Below are 19,614 nucleotides of genomic sequence, written 5' to 3'. Positions count from 1 at the left end.
AGTCACGCGTATTCATTTACGTTATTTACTGAATAACCTTAACCGGGCACTTCGCTGCACAAGCTCCGCAGTTTACGCACTTCTCATAATCGATAACAGCTACGTTGTTATCCATATGGATTGCGTCAAACTTACACTGCTTGGTACACAGCGTACAGCCGATACAGCCAACCTGGCAGGCTGCCTTGACAGCCGGTCCACGATCGTGGGAGCTGCACTGTACCAGATGTTTTGCCTTGTACGGTACCAGGTCGATCAGGTGTTTCGGGCAGGCTGCCACGCAGGCACCACACGCTACACACTTCTCTTTGTCTACAACCGCTACGCCGTCTACCACGTGGATTGCATCGAATTTACATGCCTTCACACAGGTACCGAAACCGGTACAGCCGTAAGAACATGCCTTCGCACCGCCACCCGGTACAACGGATGCCTTCGCACAGTCCTCGATACCATGGTACTCGTACTGTACTTTTGTCTTGTCGCAGGTACCTTTACATTTAACGAAAGCTACCTTCTTCTCAGAGGAACCAGCCTCTACACCCATGATAGCAGCGATCTTCTCGCCAACCGGAGCACCGCCGACCGGGCAGGCATTGACCGGAGCTTTCCCTTCTGCGATAGCCTTAGCAAGACCATCACAACCCGGATAACCACAACCACCACAGTTGTTGCCCGGAAGCTCTTCACGGACAGCTGCCTCTTTTTCATCCACTTCTACTTTAAACTTTGCGCCGAACAGACCAAGGCCTACACCGACGATAATGCCGACTGCCGCGATTACGACAGCTGCAATAATGATTGAATTCATATCCATCTTCGTCTCCTCCTTCTACAGTAATCCGGAAAATCCGAGAAATGCAATTGCCATCAGGCCTGCTGTTACCAGTACGATAGGAGATCCCTGGAAGTTATACGGGATATCATTTCCTTCAATGTGCTCACGAATACCTGCTAAAAGAATGATGGAGATCGTATAACCAACGGCTGTACCAACACCATTTACCACGCTCTGTGCAAATCCGTAACCATTCTGAACGTTTGTAATAGCAACACCAAGAACGGCACAGTTTGTTGTGATCAGCGGAAGGAACACGCCCAGCGCATTATACAGGGAAACCATGCACTTCTTTAAGAACATCTCTACAATCTGAACCAGCGCTGCGATAACGAGAATGAAAACGATGGTTTTCAGGTAATCGATACCAAGGGGCTGAAGAACAAACTGGTAAATCAAGCTTGCAACGATGGAAGCGATGGTGATAACGAAGATAACCGCACCGCCCATACCTGCTGCTGTTTCAACTTTTTTAGATACACCGACGAAGGAGCAGATACCGAGGAACTGGCTCAGTACGACGTTGCTGACCAGCGCCGAGCTTATGGCAATAATAAGTAATTCTTTCATCACTTCTCCTCCTGTTCCTTATCACATTCTGCAGTATGTCCGGCACAGCTTAAGCAATCACCGTTACATCCGCCTTTCTTCTTCTGTTTAACAGAACCGTTGGTTGCACACGGCATCTTCAGACGGTTCTGAAGAGCAGTCAGGGCAGCCAGAACAAAGAATGCACCCGGTGCAAGGATGAAGATAGAAATTGGCTGGAAAGCTGCCGGCATAATCTGTTTACCAAAAATGGTGCCTGCACCCAGAAGCTCACGGAAGGAACCGATGAGTGCCAGAGCAACTGTAAATCCAAGTCCCATACCGATACCATCAAATGCAGAAAGAACCGGACCGTTCTTCATAGCATATGCCTCGGCACGGCCAAGGATGATACAGTTAACTACGATCAGCGGAATGTAAAGTCCCAGGGAAGCATATAAGCCCGGAACAAAACCTTCCATCAGCATATCGATGATAGTTACGAAGGATGCTACTACTACGATCTCTGCCGGAAGACGTACACCATCCGGAATAATCTTACGAAGCATCGCAATCAGGATATTGGCCGCAACTAATACGGCGGTTGTTGAAAGACCCATGCCGACACCGTTGATAGCGGAAGTAGTTACCGCCAGAGTCGGACACAGACCCAGCATCTGAACGAAAATCGGGTTTTCTTTCCAGATACCATTATATAAGCGCTCTACATATTTATTCATAATCGTTCCACCTCCTACTGTGCCAGGCAGTTAGCCACGAAATAGATAGCTGCATCTGTTGCGTTGGTAACTGCTTTGGAAGTGATAGTCGCACCACTGATGGCCTGGATCTGATTGTCTGCAGACGCGCCTGTCTTAGTAACTTCCAGGTTCTCAGCTTTCTTGCCGATAAACTGATCCTTGAAATCCGGTTCTTTGGCTCTCATACCAAGACCTGGCGTATCGCTGATGCTTAAGAAACCGATACCGGTCAGCTCGCCCTCGTTGCTGATACCAACTGCGATCTGCACGTTGCCGCCGTAGCTCTCTGCGGAGGTAGAGGTAATCAGGTAACCGATCTGGTTGCCGCTTGCATCCAGCGCTTCTTTTGCATCATTGATGGTAACTTTTCCAAATCCCCACTCAGAGATGCTGTCCGCTGCAGCAGTTACTGCGTCAGCCAGCTCCTGCGGTTCATCAAAGCTTGCCGCATCCGGGTAAACTTCCTGATAAGTTTTAGTAGCTGCTGCCTCCTGTGCCTGTGCAATCGGATCCAGCGTAATATCATGTACTGTTCCCAGACAGATACCAGCTACCAGAGTAATAACGAAAAGGATGATTGTATTTTTGATAATCTGGTTCATTATTTCTTCTGACCTCCTTTTCCAAATGCTGTCGGAAGCGTATAGCGCTCAATCAGCGGTACCAGCAGGTTGCTGAAGATGATCGCATAGGAAACGCCCTCCGGAGAAGCACCCCAGAGACGGAAGATTCCGGTTACGATTCCGAGGATCAGTCCGTATACGATCTGTCCCTTCGGAGTCAGAGGACTCGTTACATAATCGGTTGCCATAAAGAATGCACCGAAGATAAGACCACCTGCACAGATCTCACTGAGAGAATAGGTCAGGTTGAATCCACCAAACAGGAATGTAAATACAAATACGGTTCCAATGTAAATCAGCGGGATAACCGGGCTGATAACTTTGCGGACTACCATGTAAATCGCACCAATCAGCAGGGCAATTACAGATACCTCACCGATAGTTCCCGGGATACGTCCGATTACCAGGGATGCCAGATCCACTGTCTCACCGGCTCTTAACTGTGCCAGCGGAGTTGCACCTGTCAGACTGTCAAATCCAAGCTTTGCGGATGAGAAGTTATTCATAAACAGAGCGAAGGAAGTCAGAAGGAAACATCTGGCTGCCAGTGCCGGGTTCATGAAGTTCTGTCCCAGACCACCGTAAAGCTGTTTTACAACGATGATTGCAAAGAATGCACCAAGAACCGGGATCCAAACCGGGATTTCCGGCGGCATATTCAGTGCAAGAATCATGCCGGTAACAACTGCACTGCCGTCCGAAATCGTAATCGGCTTGTGCATTAATTTCTCATAAAGATACTCGGCTGCCACACTGGCGATCACGGTAGCGATCAGAACCAGAAGTGCATTCATGCCGAACTGCCATACACCATAAACACTGGCAGGAATCATGGCGATCACAACGTCAAACATCAGGCGCTGTGTCGTAACTCCGTCACGAACGTGAGGTGATGACGATACTTTTAATAATTTTTCCATTTCTTCCCACCTCCTACTTTCTGCGGCTGGCTGCTACTGCCTTACGCATCTCTTTGAATGCCTGGGTCAGCGGCCGTCTTGCCGGACAAGCATATGCACAGCATCCGCACTCAACGCATTCCATGCCGTTTAAGCTCTGGAATTTCTCAAGATCGTGAGCCGTAGATGCTTTCATCATCAGCGGAGGTACAAGGTGCTCCGGACAAACGCCTACACAGCGTCCGCAGCGGATACATGCTGACGGCTCCATCGCTGCTACCTGGTCCTTGGTAAAGGTGGTCAGAGCAGATGAAGTCTTCGCTACCGGGAAGTCAAGGCTGAAAAGAGCCTGTCCCATCATAGGACCACCAGAAATCATCTTCTCCGGTTCCTGTTTAAAGCCGCCTGCTGCCTCTACCAGTCTCTGATAGTTGGTACCAAGACGTACCTCAAAGTTCTGCGGCTCTGCAATGGCATCACCGGTTACCGTAATGATCTTGCGGATCAGCGGAGTTGTCTTGCATACTGCATTATAAATAGAAGCAACGGTATCAATATTGTCTACGATACAGCCTGCATCTGCCGGCAGCATGGAAGAATTGATCTCACGTCCTGTCACTGCATAGATAAGTGTACGCTCACCACCCTGCGGGTACTTGGTAAGCAGCGGACATACTTCGATCCTCGGCTCGTCCTTTACCATCTCCGTCAGCTTCTTGATAGCCTCCGGCTTGTTGTTCTCGATACCGATAACACCCTTCGCATTGTCAAACAGCTGAAGCATAACCTTCAGGCCGCCGATAATCTGCTCCGGACGCTCCATCATGGTACGATAGTCACTGGTTAAGTACGGCTCGCACTCTGCACCGTTGACGATAACGTAATCAATTGCGTTCTCATCCTTCGGAGTAAGCTTTACATGTGTCGGGAAACCAGCGCCGCCCAGGCCGACGATACCAGCATCCTTAACGATCTTACGGATCTCTTCTTTCGACAGCTTTGTTGCATCTCTGTCTGTTCCGAAGCCCTCAATCGCCTCTTCTTCACCGTCATTCTCCACCAGGATTGACTGAACCATTGCACCATTAGCAACCAGCTTGGACTCGATTCCCTTTACCGTACCGGAAACAGAACTGAGTACGTTTGCGGAAATAAATCCGCCTGCCTCTGCAATGATCTGGCCTTTCAGCACGTGATCGCCCTTCGCTACCAGTGGTTTCGCAGGTGCGCCAATGTGCTGGGACAGCGGATAAACCATGATCTCGCCCTGTAACGGTTCGAGAACCTTGATCGGCTTATCCTCAGACAGTTCTTTACCCTCATATGGATGAATGCCGCCTATAAATGTAGCCAAACCCATCAATTAAACCCTCTTTCTCTTACTAAATTTTCCTTCATCCTCCACCCATTCACCTCCCGTCAGATGCCTTTTCTGCCGAAATTGTGAAAATATTATCGGGCGTAGGAGCTAGAATCTACCGCGTATAGTATAACACAGGTAAAAAAAATTCACAATTGAAAAATGAATCTTCTGCCCCCTTCACTCTGTATAAAAATTAATACAAATGGTTATAATATAGCTTTTGTTTATACAGAATCAACAAAACTGTGTAAAAATCCCGTAAAACTTTCCCTTAAATACTATGTCAATAGCCTTGGCGAAAAAAGGAAAGTCCGGCGGAGTTTGCCTCTGCCGGACTTTCCTTTTTTCTCGTTACCTAAAGAGCTGCACAGTCTACTGGAAAAACTTACTCCAGTACCCCTGCACAAAAATAAACAGCACAATCAGTGGAATGACATATGTCACATACGCTCGCACCTGGCGCGGGAACTTCACGCCTTTTCCCTCATTTGCCTCCTTGAGAAAATTCTCAAATCCCCATCCATACCGGCTGGTACAGAACATCAGGTAAACGAGACTTCCGAGTGGAAGCAGGTTGTTGCTGACGATGAAATCCTCGAGATCCAACACGTTGCTGCCCTCTCCGAACGGCATGAAACCACTCCAGAGATTGAAACCCAGCACGCACGGAAGCGACAGGACCGCAATCACCACCAGATTGACGCAGACTGCCTTTTTGATCGAACAGCCAGTCAGATCCGTTGCAAAGGATACGATATTCTGGAATACCGCTGTGACCGTTGATGCCGCCGCAAAGGTCATAAAGACAAAGAACAGCGTGCCCCAGAAACGTCCGCCTGCCATGTGGTTAAATACATTCGGCAGCGTGATGAAGATCAGGCTTGGTCCCTGTCCTGCCTCGATACCGTAAGCCGCACACGCCGGGAAAATGATAAGTCCCGCCATAAACGCTACCAGCGTGTCAAGGACCAGTACATTGATCGCCTCGCCGGTCAGGCTGCGCTCTTTATCGATATAACTTCCAAAAATCGCCATCGCACCGATACCGATACTCAACGTGAAGAACGACTGTCCCAGCGCCGCAAATACGACCTTGCCGACACCAACCTCCTGAATCTTGCCAAAATCCGGCTTTAAGTAAAATTCAAGTCCCGGACGTCCGCCTTCCATCCGCACCGAATTGATTGCCAGCACAACCATCAGGAATAACAGGCAGACCATCATCATCTTTGTGATCTTCTCAACGCCGTTCTGGAGTCCCATCGCACAGATGGAAAAACAGAATACGACACAGAGCAGCATAAATACCGTCATCAGACCCGGATTTGCCAGTACAGAGCCAAATTCCCCGGCTACACCGTCCGCATCCAGACCCACGAAATCGCCTTTCGCCATCTTGAACACATACAGCAGAAGCCATCCGGCTACCGTCGTATAAAACATCATCAGGACATAGTTGCCCGCCATCGCGAACCATTTTTCAAAATGCCACTTAGTACCCTTTGGCTCCAGCACATCAAATGAAAGCGCCGCACTCTTCTGGCTCGCTCTGCCGACCGAGTATTCCATAACGATGATCGGAAGACCTAAAAGCACCAGAAATGCCGCATAAATCAGTACAAACGCCGCGCCGCCATACTGACCGACGATGTACGGGAATCTCCACACATTTCCCAGACCGATCGCACAGCCCGCGGAAATCAGGATAAATCCCAGCCGAGAGGAAAAACGTTCTCTTCCCATTTCTACTTACCTTCTCCTTTTTTATTTCTACAGGCCCACACTGACAAGAGTCAGACGGGCACAAAAAGAGGCGCCTCCGCAAATCCCGGTACCAGCCCGAATTTCGGAAACGCCACCAAATGGTATTTTACTATATTCTGTTTTAAAAGACAAGTTTTCAGGTGCTTTTTATCCTTCAAACGTCTCGACTTCCTCCCGGTTCGGCACCGACGGAGCTGCTCCTGGGCGGGAAACGGCGATCGCTGCCGCTTTTGCCGCATGTTCCAGCGCCGTCTTCGGGTCTTCACCGAGCTGTAAGCCGCCGATAAAATAACCGGTAAATGTATCGCCTGCCGCCGTCGTGTCCACAACCGGCACTTTATAGATTCCCTGACGAAGGACTGTGTCGCCATCGCGGTACACGGAACCATCGCCGCCGAGTGTCAGGACAATCTTCGCCTCCGGGAACCGTTTTACCAGTCCGTTCATCAGCGCCTGCGGATCTTTGGTTGCCTCAATGCCGCAGATATCCGACGCCTCCACCTCATTTAATAAGAAGTAATCCACATATTCCAGCGGATAGGATAGGATCTTCGCATTCATCGGGGACGGATTCAGAACGATCTTCATGCCTTTTTCATGGGCTTTCTCCATGATATAGCCGATCTCGCTGATCTCATTCTGTAAAATCAGGAAATCGTCCGCCTCAAACTGTGTCAGGACGCGATCCACCATTTCCCTCGTGATCCGCTGGTTGGCACCGCCATACAGCAGAATGCAGTTCTGCCCTGCCGGATCTTTCTGGATGATCGCGTGTCCTGTCTGCCCGTCGAGATGCTCGATCAGCTCCGTGTGGACGCCCGCCTTCTTCATCTGCTCGATGAGAAAATCTCCATCCCCGGCTCCGACAGCTCCGGCGTGCCATACGTCTGCGCCCGCCTTGCTCAGCGCGATCGACTGATTCAGCCCTTTGCCGCCGCTGAATACCTGCAGCGACTCGGAGGACATCGTCTCTCCCGCTCTTACAAAATGATCCACCTGATACGTATAATCAATATTCAGCGAACCAAAATTCAATACCTTCACTCTGCTCCCCTCTCTCTCCGGTTACCGAGACGGCTGTATTCTCGCCGTGCTCTCCCGCACCACCAGTTCCGGCGCAAAGATTACCTTGCTCTCCGGTCTTTTATGTTCCCGTATCTGTTTCAGAAGCAGCCGCACCGCCTCTCTTCCCATCTCCCGTACCTGCTGGCGTATCGTTGTCAGCGGCACCTCCAGCATCCGGGCATAGAAAACGTCATCGTATCCGACAACCGAAACATCTTCCGGTACTTTCTTTCTGTATTCCTTGAGTTTTCTGCATACGCCATACGCCGAAGCGTCGTTGCAGGCGAAAATCGCCGTAAAATCCTGTGAAATAAGCTTTTCGACCGCCGCCGCGCCGCCCTCCTGCGTATACTCGCCGGCACAGACGAGACGTTCATCCACTGGAATTCCCGCCTCCTCCATCGCCCGGCAGTAGCCATGGTAACGGGCCTCCGAATCCATCTGGGTCGCATGCGGTCCCACAACGCAGGCAATCCGCCGGTGTCCAAGGCTTAACAGATGGCGCGCCGCCAGATAACCGCCGATCTCATGGTCGGTACCGACCGCCGGACAGTTCCGAAGCTCCGGGATCCGGTCAACTACCACATAGGGTATGTGGATCGATTCCAGATAATCGATCTCCTCCGCCGCCATCTCCCGCGTATTATCTTTAGCCATGATAAACACAATGCCGTCCGCGCCTTTATCCGCCAGAAGATCGATATACTCGCGATCCCGGTCATAATTATCATTCGTGTTGCAGAGAATCACACTCCAGCCATTTTCGCGGCACGCCTCATCGATCGCGCGCGCCATATTGGCAAAATATACATTGGAAATATCCGGGACGATAAATCCTATGGTCTTGCTCTGCCGCTTTACCAGGCTGACCGCGAGCTGGTTCGGACGATAATTCAGTTCCCGCGCCTTCGCTAGGATCTGATTCTTTGTCTCATCCGAGATCTTATATCCTTTTCCATTGAGAACCAGTGAGATTGTCGTCACGGAAAAACCAGTCGCAGCGGCAATATCCTTGATGGTTGCCCTCACTCATCCACCTCCGATGCGATCAGATCCATGAGAACCTGAATGGATTTCTGATATTTTTCTATCTCGACCCGCTCATTTGGCTTATGCGCCATACCTGCCTCGCCCGGACCAAATAAGAGAACGGCTGCATCCAGCTTGTGTTCCACCAGGATCGAAGCATCTGTAAAGAAATTAATCCCAGTCGTCTCCACCGGAAGCCCTTTTTTCTCCAGTCCCTTCGAGAGCTGTTTCACAAGCGGATGGGATTCTCCAATCTCGATCGCCCGCCGGTCATTGACAATCCGGCAGCTGACGCGGAATTTTTCTTCTGATGTAACGGAACGCGCCGCCGCGAACGCCTCCGCCTGACCGACTACCATCTGACTTGTCAGTCCCGGTGTCATACGGATATCCATGAGAATCCGGCAGGTGTCCGGCGTCATATTTGGCGCCACGCCGCCGGAAATCTGCGTTACCTGCGCGGTCGATGCGCCGAGAACCGGGTGTGTGAAGCTTTTCACATATGTTTCAATCTCACCTGTCAGCGCCATCGCCTGTTCCACGGCATTGCAGCCCTCCTGCGGGTATGCCCCGTGGCTCGTCTTTCCGTGTGCTTCTATCTCCAGCCACAGGCAGCCTTTCTGCGCCACGCCCAGCCTGCATCCCGTCGGTTCTCCTATCAGAAGCGTTCCAATCGACGTCTCCGGGACTTCCTTTAAGATCTCCCTGGCGCCGATGCCGCCCTTTTCCTCATCACAGGTTCCGAGGAAATGGATCGTACGCGGCACCGGACGACCGGATTTTTTATATTCACAGAGCGCGTACACCATCGCGGCAAGCCCACTCTTCATATCGCTGGCACCGCGGGCATAGAGAAAACCGTCCCGTTCCACCGGAACCGCCGGGTCAGTCTTCCATTCTCCGGTATCTCCGTAAGGAACCGTGTCCAGATGCCCGTTCCAGAAGATCGGAGCGCCATCCGACTCCCCCTCAAGCTCCGCCAGCACATTGGCGTGTGTCGCGTCAATCCGCTGTATATGTGCAGAAATTCCCGATTGTTCGAAATACTTGCACAAATATTCTGCCACTGCTCCCTCGTCATCCCGTCCATTGACACTCCGAATGGTCAGAAGCTCTTTTAAAAGTTTCACCGCTCCGTCCATACGCGCTCTCCTTTTTCCTGCTATCTTATTTCTGAATCAGCCAGTCTGCGATATTCTGCCACAATTTATTGTAGTATTCCCACTCACAGAATTCCGGCGGTGCCCAGTGCGGTGCACAGTCGGTTGTGACAACACCGCTGCGCCCTTTTCCATAAGAAGCAAACGCGATAAACGGATCGCCCTCTACAGTAACCGGAACCTCTGCCTCCGGTTTTGCGATTACCTTATTGTAACCGAGAACCTCCGGCCAGTCGGTCGGAATGCCCTTTAAAGCTTCATGCTCGCCCACGGTTACCGGTTTTACACCCTCGCAGTGTTCCATACGATCATCGACCGTCAGAACCTCAACTGGAAGAACCTCCTGTACGGCTGTGTCATGCCATTTGCCCTTTGCATCCACGCCGGAGAAGGTCAGATAGCCGCCGACCATCAGAAGAGCGCCGCCATCGTTGACATAGTCGCGGATCAGATTGCAGCGGTTCGGCATTTTCTCACTGCGGTTAAACGTAGCACCCGGCAGAAGCAGGGTGTTCGCTCCAATATCGGACAGAATTACCAGATCATACTGTTTCAGTTCTTCCATTGTAAATGGAAATTCTTCATTTGCCAGATGGTTTGGAAGGAAGGTTACTTCGTAGCCGCCTGCCTCCAATGCAGCTTTCAGCCATTTCTCTCCTGTCTCATAGGTAGAGGTATAAAACGCGTCAAAGCCCTTTACATGGGTGGTATAGCTCATCCAGGACTCGCCTGCCAGTAATACTTTCTTGCTCATGATCATATCTCCTTTTCTCATTTATTTTTTCCCCACGCCAAAATCAGTTTCGCATACACCAGAATCGCTTCCAGATAGGAATCGAGCTTCAGCCACTCATCCACGGTATGGCACTGTGCGCCCTCACCCGGTCCGTACTGGATCGTCGGGCATCCGGCAATGTTGCGCCACAGGCGGGAATCACAGCCAAAATGGGATCCTTCCACCTTCACGTTGCGCGAAAGTGCCTCACTGTACGCCTCCTTAAAGGTGTCTACCAGCGGATGATCCTCCTCCATCTCAAACCCGTGTCCGGTCTGGTAAATGGAAATCTTCGGCGGATGTGCCTCCATCCACGCGTCGGAACGGCTGATCCGCTCAACGACCTCTGTAAATTCCTTTACAACCATATCCTGATTCATCAGGGTAGGAACATAGTGGACGCAGGTAGAAAAACTGCACTCGCCCGGCACGGTAGAACCGGCGGTTCCACCCTCGATCACGCCGATATTTAAGCTCGGCGGCGGAAGCAGGCGGTGGCGGATCGTCAGAAGCCAGCGGTGCTCCATCTCATTTAACCCCTGAATTACTTTGATCGCCTTCTCGATCGCGCTGACGCCCTCGGCTTTTGCACCGGAATGGCACGCTTTTCCTTCAAAATCAACCTTAAAGAATACCCAGCCCATATGCGCCAGAATCAGGGTATCGTCGGTCGGCTCGCAGTTGACAACGCCGTCGGCTTTCAGACCGCGCATTACCGCCTGGATCGAGCCATTGCCTCCGCCTTCCTCGTCACACACGGAGGTAATTGTCACATCGCCCGGCAGCTCATACCCGGCATCCTGCAAAAGCTTTACCGCCATCACCGATGCCATCAGACCGCCCTTCATATCCGTGCAGCCGCGTCCGTACATCTTGCCATCCCGAATTACCGGCTCAAACGGCGGGTTCGTCCAGCCGTCTTCCATCTCCGCCGGCATAACGTCAATATGACCGTTAAATAACAGGCTTTTTCCGCCCTGTTTTCCTTTAAATGTCGCATAGACATTGGCACGGTCGGTCTGGTTGTGCCCCAGGTTTCCTTCCTGATGCTTTTTGTAGCTTTCCTGAATCACAGCCTCATCCATCGGATCCACCGTGATCTCGTCGGCTCCCATCGATTCAAACAGGTTTACCATATACTCCTGTCCCTGTTTCTCCAGACCACCGTCGATTCCGTGCCCTAAGTCATGAGTATCAATTCCCACCAGATTCTTGAGTTCTTCGATATATTTCTCTTTGTTCTGCTCTAAAACTTCTTTCAGGTCTCTCATCTATATCTGCCTCCGAACACAAGTATTATGAACTATGCCTCGCTGTATCTTCTCAGCCCTGCCTCAACGATATCCCAGAACTTCGCCGCATCGATATCGATCGCTACGTTTGCAGTCGGCTCCTGTCCGCCGTAACCGAAGAAATCGCAGTTAGTACGTCCGTAGGACTGGACGCTGCGGATGTCAATGTCCACATGCATCGGTTTCAGGGTCACAACGCTCGGATCAATCAGCCATGCGATCGTAACCGGATCGTGCAGAGGTCCGCCTTCCCAGCCAAATACCTCTTTCTGGGTCTTGCAGAAGAAGCGCATCAGATCCGCAAAGAGCTTGGATGCCTTATTGCCTATCTTCTCCATCCGGTCAACGATCTCCGGATAGCACAGTACCTTGCGGGTAACATCCAGACCCATCATCGTGATTGGGCGTCCGCTGGTAAAGCATACATATGCTGCATCCGCATCGGCGATGATATTGAACTCTGCTGCTGGAGTTACGTTACCATTGGTATACGCGCCTCCCATCAGGACGATCTGTTTGATCTTCGGAATAATCGCCGGTTCCATCCGCATCGCCATCGCCAGATTGGTCATCGGACCGGTTGTCACCATCGTGATATCGCCGTCGGACTCCATCAGGGTTTTGATGATGAAATTGACTGCATGCTCTTTCTCTAATTCTTTTGTCAGCGGCGGGAAAACCGGACCATCCAGCCCTGTTTCACCGTGGATATCGCCCGCTATCATTTTTTCACGCACCATCGGCTGTCCGCAGCCCGCATACACCGGCACATCCACACCGAGCCACTGGCACACATTTCTCGCATTAATCTGCGTTTTCTCCAGCGTCTGGTTGCCTGCTACGACTGTAATACCTAACAGATCGATCTTGTCACTGTTCGCCGCCAGCGTGATCGCGACCGCGTCATCATGTCCCGGATCGCAGTCAAGAATAATTTTTGTCTTTTCCATCTGATTATGTCCTCCTTATAGTGTTTTATCTTTCTTCATCATCAGCTTCCCACATGCAGGGAAGATTCTCTCTTCTTGTTGGTTGAAATCTTCGCAATCATGGAAATTGCCAGTACCGCAATGGTCACGATATACGGCATCATCAGAACGAACTGGGATGGAATGCCATATGCCTGGAGACGGGCACCGACGGAATCTGAAAATCCAAAGAGCAGACAGCCCAGTGTGGTCAGAACCGGGTTCGCGCCGCCGAAATACATGGCTGCAACGCCCATGAAACCACGGTTATTGGTCATGTTCTCGATAAACTGGGTACTGTATCCCAGGGAAAGATGTGCACCTGCCAGACCACCGATGAGACCAGAAAGCAGCATCGCCTGATATTTGATTGCATTTACCTTGATACCTGCCGTCTTGGCTGCTTCCGGAAACTGCCCCACCGCACGCAGACGCAGTCCCCATACAGTCTTATAAAAGAAGAACTGAAGCAGAATAATCAGAACGATGGCAAACCACTCGGTCACACACCAGTTGTTAAACAGGTCGCCAACCACCGGCAGATTGTCTAAAAATCCGAGCGACACACGCGGAATTGCTTTGATGTCCGGGCTGGAAAAACTGCCGGTGCTGTGGAAGATCGCATTTACCATGAATTTTGTGAGCGCCAGCGCCAGCAAGTTGATACCCATACCGATCGCACAGATCTCAGAGTTATAACGGATGTGACCGACCGCCATGATCATCGCAATCACAGCACCCGCGATCATCGCCGCGATGATACCTAACAGCCAGCTTCCGGTAAAGTAGCTGACCGCTACTGCTGTAAAAGCACCTACCAGCATGATACCCTCAGTACCGATATTTAAGATATTGGCCTGCTGGGTGATTGCCGCACAAAGAGCGGCAAAGATGATCGGAGTCGCTGAACGAAACGTTGCATAAATCAGCGACGCATTAAAGATTTTATCAAAATTCTGCATTATCGCATTCATGCCTTATCCTCCTTCTTCCCCTCCGTTTTCTTTTTACGTTTCTTTGTAAACTGGAATGCAGTCTCCATGGTCGCTATGATAATGAAAACTGCTGTAATGGTATCAACCAGCGATTTTGGTACACCGGTTGACTGCTGCATTCCCATAGCACCTGATTTTAAAACTGCCAGGAAAAATGCCATAAATGGAGTTGAAACCATGTTGTTCTTTACAATCAGAGCTGCCAGCATACCATTGCTTCCAAGTCCAGTTGCGAAGTTGTTCAGGAAATATCCGTGAACACCCAGAACCTCGATGCAGCCTGCCATGCCGCCTAACATACCGGAAAGCATCATAGCACCGACAAATACCTTTTTGGAATCAATTCCCACATAATCCGCATGGGTCGGATTCAGGCCGACGGTACGGATCTTGTAGCCCCAGCTGCTTTTCTGAAGCATAAAAATAATCACAATCACGGTGATGGCCGCGATGAAAATACCTACGTTAACACTGCTGGGTTTCATAAACTGATACAGCCTTACCGTAACCGGCAGGGACTGAGCGTTAGCAGTACCCGCACTCATAGGTCCGCTGACCAGATAGGATGTAATATAAAGTGCTACCGTGTTCATCAAAATCGTAGTACATACTTCATTTACATTATAATAGGCACGCAGAACCGCCGGAATAAAGGCCCAGGCAGCTGCTACCACCATAGCACCTACGAAACAGGCCACATACAGAGCTGGCTTCGGAAGGAAGGTCCAGTTAATGCCAATATAAGCAGCTGTGATACCGCCCAAGAAAACCTCGCCCTCAACACCTACGTTAAAAGCACCTGCTTTCGCTGCAACTGCAAAGGCAATGGATGTCAGCAGCAGCGGAGTAAATCCTGCCAAGGTTGTGCCTAGACGGAGCTTTCCGTCAAAAGCACCGCGGAACAGCGCCGCATATGCATCAATGGGATTTTCCCCGATGGCTATGATAAACAGCGCACCGACACCCATCGCAACGAGTATCGTAATAAGAATCCTTCGAATACCATTTAATGTCTGATTCATACTGCTGCTTCACCGTCCTTCCCTGTGTCTGTACCGCCCATCATAAGCAGACCCAGATTGTTCTCATTCGCCTCATCCGCACGCATCTCGCCGGTGATCTTGCCCTCATGGATAACAACGATACGATCCGAAAGGGAGATAATCTCCTCCAGCTCTGCCGATACCAGCAGGACACCGGCGCCTGCCTTTTTCGCCTTTTCCAGTGTATTACGAATCAGCTCGATGGCACCGATATCTACACCTCTGGTAGGCTGGGATGCTACCAGAAGCTTATTGCCAAGAGATACCTCCCGGGCTACTACGACCTTCTGTGCATTGCCGCCGGATAAGGAAGATGTAGGAAGATTATAATCCGCCGGGCGGATATCAAACTGTTCTACCATTTCTTTTGCATAGGTATCCTGTCCTGATTTATTCATCATGATGCCCCTGGTAAATGGAGGCTGATCCAGGCGGACTGCGATCAGATTTTCCTCGATGGTCATGGCACGGTTCAGACCTCTTGTATTTCGATCCTCCGGAATATGGGAAAGACCGCTCTCTCTCACTTTTCTCGGACTCTGATTCGTAATATCCTTGCCGCAAAGAAGGATCTTGCCCTTCTCTACCTTGCGGAGTCCGGTGATCGCCTCAACCAGCTCACTCTGTCCATTTCCATCGATACCTGCCACGCCGACAATCTCACCGGCCTTAACATGCAGGGACATGCCCCGGATCTTCGATGTCTCCTTCTGGCTGGGAATCCACACATCCTGAACCTCCAGAATCGTATCTCCCGCCTCAGAATAAGCCTTATCAATGTTTAAGAATACTTCACGTCCGATCATTCGTTTGGTCAGATCCAGCGGAGAAGTTTCCTCTTTATTAACAGTGCCCATATATTGTCCCTGACGCATCACAGAGATGCGGTCTGATATTGCCATAACTTCATTCAGCTTATGGGAAATAAAGACAAGGGATTTTCCATCCTGTTTCAGATTGTTCAGGATTTCAAACAGACGTTCCGCCTCCTGAGGGGTCAGAACCGCTGTAGGCTCATCCAGAATGATGATATCAGCACCTCGCATCAATGTCTTGATAATCTCCACACGCTGCGCCTCACCTACTGAAATCTGGCTTACCTTCTTATCCAGCTGCACGTCCATATGATACTGTTCAATATACTTTTTAACTTCTTTTCTTGCCTTGTCAAAGTCAATTGTCAATCCCTTTTTCGGTTCAAATCCCAGAATAATATTCTCCAGAACCGTCAGCTCATTCACCAGCATAAATTCCTGATGGACCATGCCGACACCGTGCTCAATTGCAAGCTTCGGTGTGATGGTTCCCATCGGTTCACCTTTGACGATAATCTCGCCCTCGTCAATGGGATACATGCCGTACAGAAGCTTCATCATGGTGGATTTACCAGCTCCATTTTCACCAATCAGAGAATGAATCTCGCCCTTTTTCAGAGTAAATTCACCATGCTTTACCGCCTGAACCTGCCCGAAATTTTTGACAATTCCTTTCATCTCCACTACGTATTCGTTCATTCGATCACCCTCTCGTCCGGAAATGCCTGACGACTCTTTCCAAGAAAAAACATTTTGTTGAAAATGAAGGGGAACCTGAAAGAATTCAGATCCCCCTTCGCCGCCAGGTTTCACTCGCTCCCGGCCTTGTCTTTATCAATTATGCCTGTGGGCCAAATCCTTCATAGTTTTCAACTACGATCTCGCCGGATTTGATCTTCTCGGCAAGCTCATCACACTTATCAACGATATCCTGCGGGAATTTGTCGCCCAGAGATTCTTTGATAACAGAGAAATCGGTCAGGCTGACACCGCCGTCCTTCAATGCCAGATATTTGGTTGTGCCGCCCTCAAAAGTTCCCTCTACTGCAGACTGGATAACCAGATAGCAGGCATTATCAACTCTCTTAACCATGGAAGTAAGAACATGTCCAGGCTGATCGGAATCCTGGTTTAAGTCAACGCCGATTGCGTATTTGTCAGCTTCTTTTGCACCTTCCAGAATACCAACACCGGTACCGGATGCTACGTTCATGACAATATCAGCACCCTGCTCATACTGTGCTAACGTCAGCTCTTTACCCTTTAACGGATCCGTCCAGCTTCCTGCAAAAGCCTGAAGAATCTTGATATCCGGATCGATATACTTCGCGCCCTGCTCATAACCTGTATAGAAGTCATGAAGTACCGGAATATCCATACCGCCTACCCAGCCGATGATATGATCTTCATTGACATTCGGGATATCGGTCTTGGTGGTGAACATAGCTGCTGCCGCACCTGCCAGGAAGGAGCCCTCATTCTGAGCAAAGCTGATGGACTCAACGTTCGGCAGATCAACGGTTGTATCGATAACTGCAAACTTGGTATCCGGATAACTGGATGCATTCTCAGTGATATAATCTGCGATGTTGGAAGAAGCACCGATGATTAAATCGTAGCCGTCATCACAAGCCTGAAGTAGGTTTGCTTTCCACTCTTCAGCAGTGGTACCCTCAAGGCTCTTAAGCTCGATGCCGAAATCCTCAACTGCTTTCTGTGCACCCATGTTGCAGGAGTCATTGTAGCTCTTATCACCTAAGTTGCCGGTGTAGACAACACACACACGAAGCGGTTTGTCAGATTTCTCTGAAGCGTCGGCTGCCTTTGTCTCGGTATTGCTGCTGTCAGCTGCCGTTGTCTCAGCAGTACTTCCGCCACCGCCGCAGGCTGTTAAGCTGGCACACATTGCTGCTGCAAGTACAATGCTTAATGTTCTCTTTCTCATTCTTTCATCCTCCTTTTTATGTGAAATACGTTATCCGCCGGACCATTCCTTTGGTAAAACGTTTTTCCATTCGTTCAAAAAAAATAAATCCCTTTTTCATATTTGCTTTACAGTTATTTTACAATCATTCCCACTGTTTTGTCAATAAATTTCGTATAAAAACGATTATTTTTTAAAATATTGTCAAACTTTTAGCAATATTCCTTTTTTCGGTCTTATGCAAAACAAAAAGGAATACGTTTCTCTCCGTCCTGGTTGTACGGTAAAACGCATTCCTTTTCAAAGTTGTATTCTATTTTCCTTTGTTTCGACGCCATCCGGCATTTCCCCAGATGATTTTTGTCTGTTTCTGAGGAAATGCATTCGTTTTCGGAACAATTCACACATTTCATGCAATGTAACAGATTGCTTGTCTGCACGATATCTCGCAAAAAAGACAACTTAATTTTTATTAAATGCCGCCTTCCCCGGATACTGTGCGCCGGTTCCCAGCTCTTCCTCAATCCGCAGAAGCTGGTTGTATTTTGCCACGCGCTCACTCCGGCTCGGTGCGCCCGTCTTGATCTGGCAGGTATTCAATGCAACCGCCAGATCTGCGATCGTCGTATCCTCGGTCTCGCCGGAACGGTGGGATACAATCGCCGTGTAACCTGCCTTATGTGCCATCTTGATTGCCTCCAGTGTCTCGGAGACGGATCCAATCTGGTTCAGCTTAATCAGGATCGAATTGCCGCAGCCGAGACGGATACCTTTTTCCAGGCGTTCGGTATTTGTTACAAACAGATCGTCGCCGACCAGCTGCACCTGTCCGCCGAGTTCTGCGGTCATCTTCTGCCAGCCTTCCCAATCCTCCTCGTCCAGACCATCCTCGATGGAGGCGATCGGGTATTTCCCGCAGAGCTGTTTCCAGTGTGCGATCAGCTCCTCGGAGGTGAAGTGTTTGCCATTCTTCGGAAGCAGATATTCGCCCTTCCTGCCGCTCTTCCACTCGCTGGATGCCGCATCCATCGCCAGGACAAAATCCTCGCCCGGCTTATATCCGGCTCTCTCCACTGCCTCTAAGATGCACTGGATTGCTTCTTCGTCACTTCCCAGATCCGGTGCAAAACCGCCCTCATCGCCGACGGAGGTTGCCAGTCCGCGCTCTTTAAGCAATGCTGCCAGCGCATGGAACACCTCGGTACACCAGCGGAGTCCCTCGCAAAAGCTCTCCGCGCCAACCGGCATAATCATAAATTCCTGTACATCGACAGTATTTGCCGCATGCGCGCCGCCGTTTAAAATGTTCATCATCGGGACCGGAAGACGGTTTCCAGATACGCCGCCGAGAAAACGGTACAGCGGAAGACCATACGCATTGGCTGCCGCCCGTGCGCTCGCGATCGAAGCCGCCAGGATCGCATTCGCGCCCAGCTTGGATTTATCCTTGGTTCCGTCCGCCTCGATCATCGCTTTATCAACCGCATAAATGTTCGCCGGATCCATGCCCTTTAATACTTCTGCAATCACGGTATTCACATTCTGGACTGCTTTTTGTACGCCCTTTCCGCCAAAACGCGACTTGTCGCCGTCGCGCAGCTCCAGAGCCTCAAATTCACCTGTCGATGCACCGCTCGGTGCCGCGCCGCGTCCTATGCTTCCGTCTGATAGATAAACTTCCGCCTCCACTGTTGGATTTCCTCTCGAATCAACAATCTCCCGTCCAATCACCTTTTCAATTTCCAGATGTTTCATAGCCTGTCCCTTTCCGC

At 50.2% G+C, this 19,614-nt stretch carries 18 protein-coding genes; all 18 read right to left on the bottom strand.

What is annotated here, in order from left to right; translation table 11 throughout:
• Positions 1–25: 25 nt before the first annotated feature.
• Positions 26–817, bottom strand: coding sequence for an RnfABCDGE type electron transport complex subunit B (locus tag DW085_RS07835; protein ID WP_022359780.1), 792 nt, complete (start codon positions 815–817; stop codon positions 26–28).
• A 15-nt stretch (positions 818–832) separates the two neighbouring features.
• Positions 833–1,408, bottom strand: a complete 576-nt coding sequence (locus DW085_RS07830; protein WP_118492124.1) for an RnfABCDGE type electron transport complex subunit A — start codon at positions 1,406–1,408, stop codon at positions 833–835.
• On the bottom strand, positions 1,408–2,106 hold the full coding sequence (locus DW085_RS07825) for an electron transport complex subunit E (protein WP_118492122.1): 699 nt from the start codon (positions 2,104–2,106) through the stop codon (positions 1,408–1,410). The genes DW085_RS07830 and DW085_RS07825 overlap by 1 nt, the downstream gene beginning before the upstream one ends.
• Before the next feature lie 14 nt (positions 2,107–2,120).
• Complete coding sequence (locus DW085_RS07820) at positions 2,121–2,729, bottom strand: RnfABCDGE type electron transport complex subunit G (RefSeq protein WP_118492120.1); 609 nt, start codon at positions 2,727–2,729, stop codon at positions 2,121–2,123.
• Positions 2,729–3,670 (bottom strand): RnfABCDGE type electron transport complex subunit D, encoded by a 942-nt coding sequence (locus tag DW085_RS07815; RefSeq protein WP_107001558.1) that lies wholly within the window; start codon positions 3,668–3,670, stop codon positions 2,729–2,731. The genes DW085_RS07820 and DW085_RS07815 overlap by 1 nt, the downstream gene beginning before the upstream one ends.
• 13 nt (positions 3,671–3,683) lie before the next feature.
• The gene (rsxC, locus tag DW085_RS07810; RefSeq protein WP_107001559.1) at positions 3,684–5,009 is read right to left on the bottom strand and encodes an electron transport complex subunit RsxC; all 1,326 of its coding nucleotides are present in this window, start codon (positions 5,007–5,009) and stop codon (positions 3,684–3,686) included.
• 375 nt (positions 5,010–5,384) lie between these two features.
• The gene (locus tag DW085_RS07805) at positions 5,385–6,755 is read right to left on the bottom strand and encodes a sodium-dependent transporter (protein ID WP_107001560.1); all 1,371 of its coding nucleotides are present in this window, start codon (positions 6,753–6,755) and stop codon (positions 5,385–5,387) included.
• 168 nt (positions 6,756–6,923) lie between these two features.
• Positions 6,924–7,820 (bottom strand): ribokinase, encoded by an 897-nt coding sequence (locus tag DW085_RS07800; protein WP_118492118.1) that lies wholly within the window; start codon positions 7,818–7,820, stop codon positions 6,924–6,926.
• 21 nt (positions 7,821–7,841) lie between these two features.
• Positions 7,842–8,870: a LacI family DNA-binding transcriptional regulator gene (locus DW085_RS07795; protein WP_118492116.1), complete on the bottom strand. Its 1,029-nt coding sequence runs from the start codon at positions 8,868–8,870 to the stop codon at positions 7,842–7,844.
• Positions 8,867–10,012, bottom strand: a complete 1,146-nt coding sequence (locus DW085_RS07790; RefSeq protein WP_118467447.1) for a M20 family metallopeptidase — start codon at positions 10,010–10,012, stop codon at positions 8,867–8,869. The genes DW085_RS07795 and DW085_RS07790 overlap by 4 nt, the downstream gene beginning before the upstream one ends.
• Before the next feature lie 25 nt (positions 10,013–10,037).
• A complete protein-coding gene (locus DW085_RS07785) occupies positions 10,038–10,784 on the bottom strand; it encodes a glutamine amidotransferase (RefSeq protein WP_107001564.1) in 747 nt (248 codons plus the stop codon).
• A 17-nt stretch (positions 10,785–10,801) separates the two neighbouring features.
• Complete coding sequence (locus DW085_RS07780) at positions 10,802–12,076, bottom strand: ArgE/DapE family deacylase (RefSeq protein ID WP_117795130.1); 1,275 nt, start codon at positions 12,074–12,076, stop codon at positions 10,802–10,804.
• Positions 12,077–12,108: 32 nt separating this feature from the next.
• Complete coding sequence (locus DW085_RS07775; protein WP_022359767.1) at positions 12,109–13,047, bottom strand: nucleoside hydrolase; 939 nt, start codon at positions 13,045–13,047, stop codon at positions 12,109–12,111.
• A 41-nt stretch (positions 13,048–13,088) separates the two neighbouring features.
• Positions 13,089–14,039 carry an ABC transporter permease gene (locus DW085_RS07770; protein ID WP_243023440.1) on the bottom strand — a complete coding sequence of 317 codons (951 nt, stop codon included), beginning with the start codon at positions 14,037–14,039 and terminating at the stop codon, positions 13,089–13,091.
• On the bottom strand, positions 14,036–15,082 hold the full coding sequence (locus DW085_RS07765; RefSeq protein ID WP_118492114.1) for an ABC transporter permease: 1,047 nt from the start codon (positions 15,080–15,082) through the stop codon (positions 14,036–14,038). The genes DW085_RS07770 and DW085_RS07765 overlap by 4 nt, the downstream gene beginning before the upstream one ends.
• The gene (locus DW085_RS07760) at positions 15,079–16,617 is read right to left on the bottom strand and encodes an ABC transporter ATP-binding protein (protein WP_118492112.1); all 1,539 of its coding nucleotides are present in this window, start codon (positions 16,615–16,617) and stop codon (positions 15,079–15,081) included. The genes DW085_RS07765 and DW085_RS07760 overlap by 4 nt, the downstream gene beginning before the upstream one ends.
• A 139-nt stretch (positions 16,618–16,756) precedes the next feature.
• The gene (locus tag DW085_RS07755; protein ID WP_107001569.1) at positions 16,757–17,863 is read right to left on the bottom strand and encodes a BMP family ABC transporter substrate-binding protein; all 1,107 of its coding nucleotides are present in this window, start codon (positions 17,861–17,863) and stop codon (positions 16,757–16,759) included.
• Positions 17,864–18,304: 441 nt separating this feature from the next.
• Positions 18,305–19,597, bottom strand: a complete 1,293-nt coding sequence (gene eno, locus DW085_RS07750; protein ID WP_118492110.1) for a phosphopyruvate hydratase — start codon at positions 19,595–19,597, stop codon at positions 18,305–18,307.
• Positions 19,598–19,614 lie beyond the last annotated feature (17 nt).

Origin of the sequence: Clostridium sp. AF50-3 (assembly GCF_003477445.1) — a bacterium.
Taxonomy (GTDB): domain Bacteria; phylum Bacillota; class Clostridia; order Lachnospirales; family Lachnospiraceae; genus Otoolea; species Otoolea fessa.
This window is presented reverse-complemented; position numbering and strand designations above follow the sequence as displayed.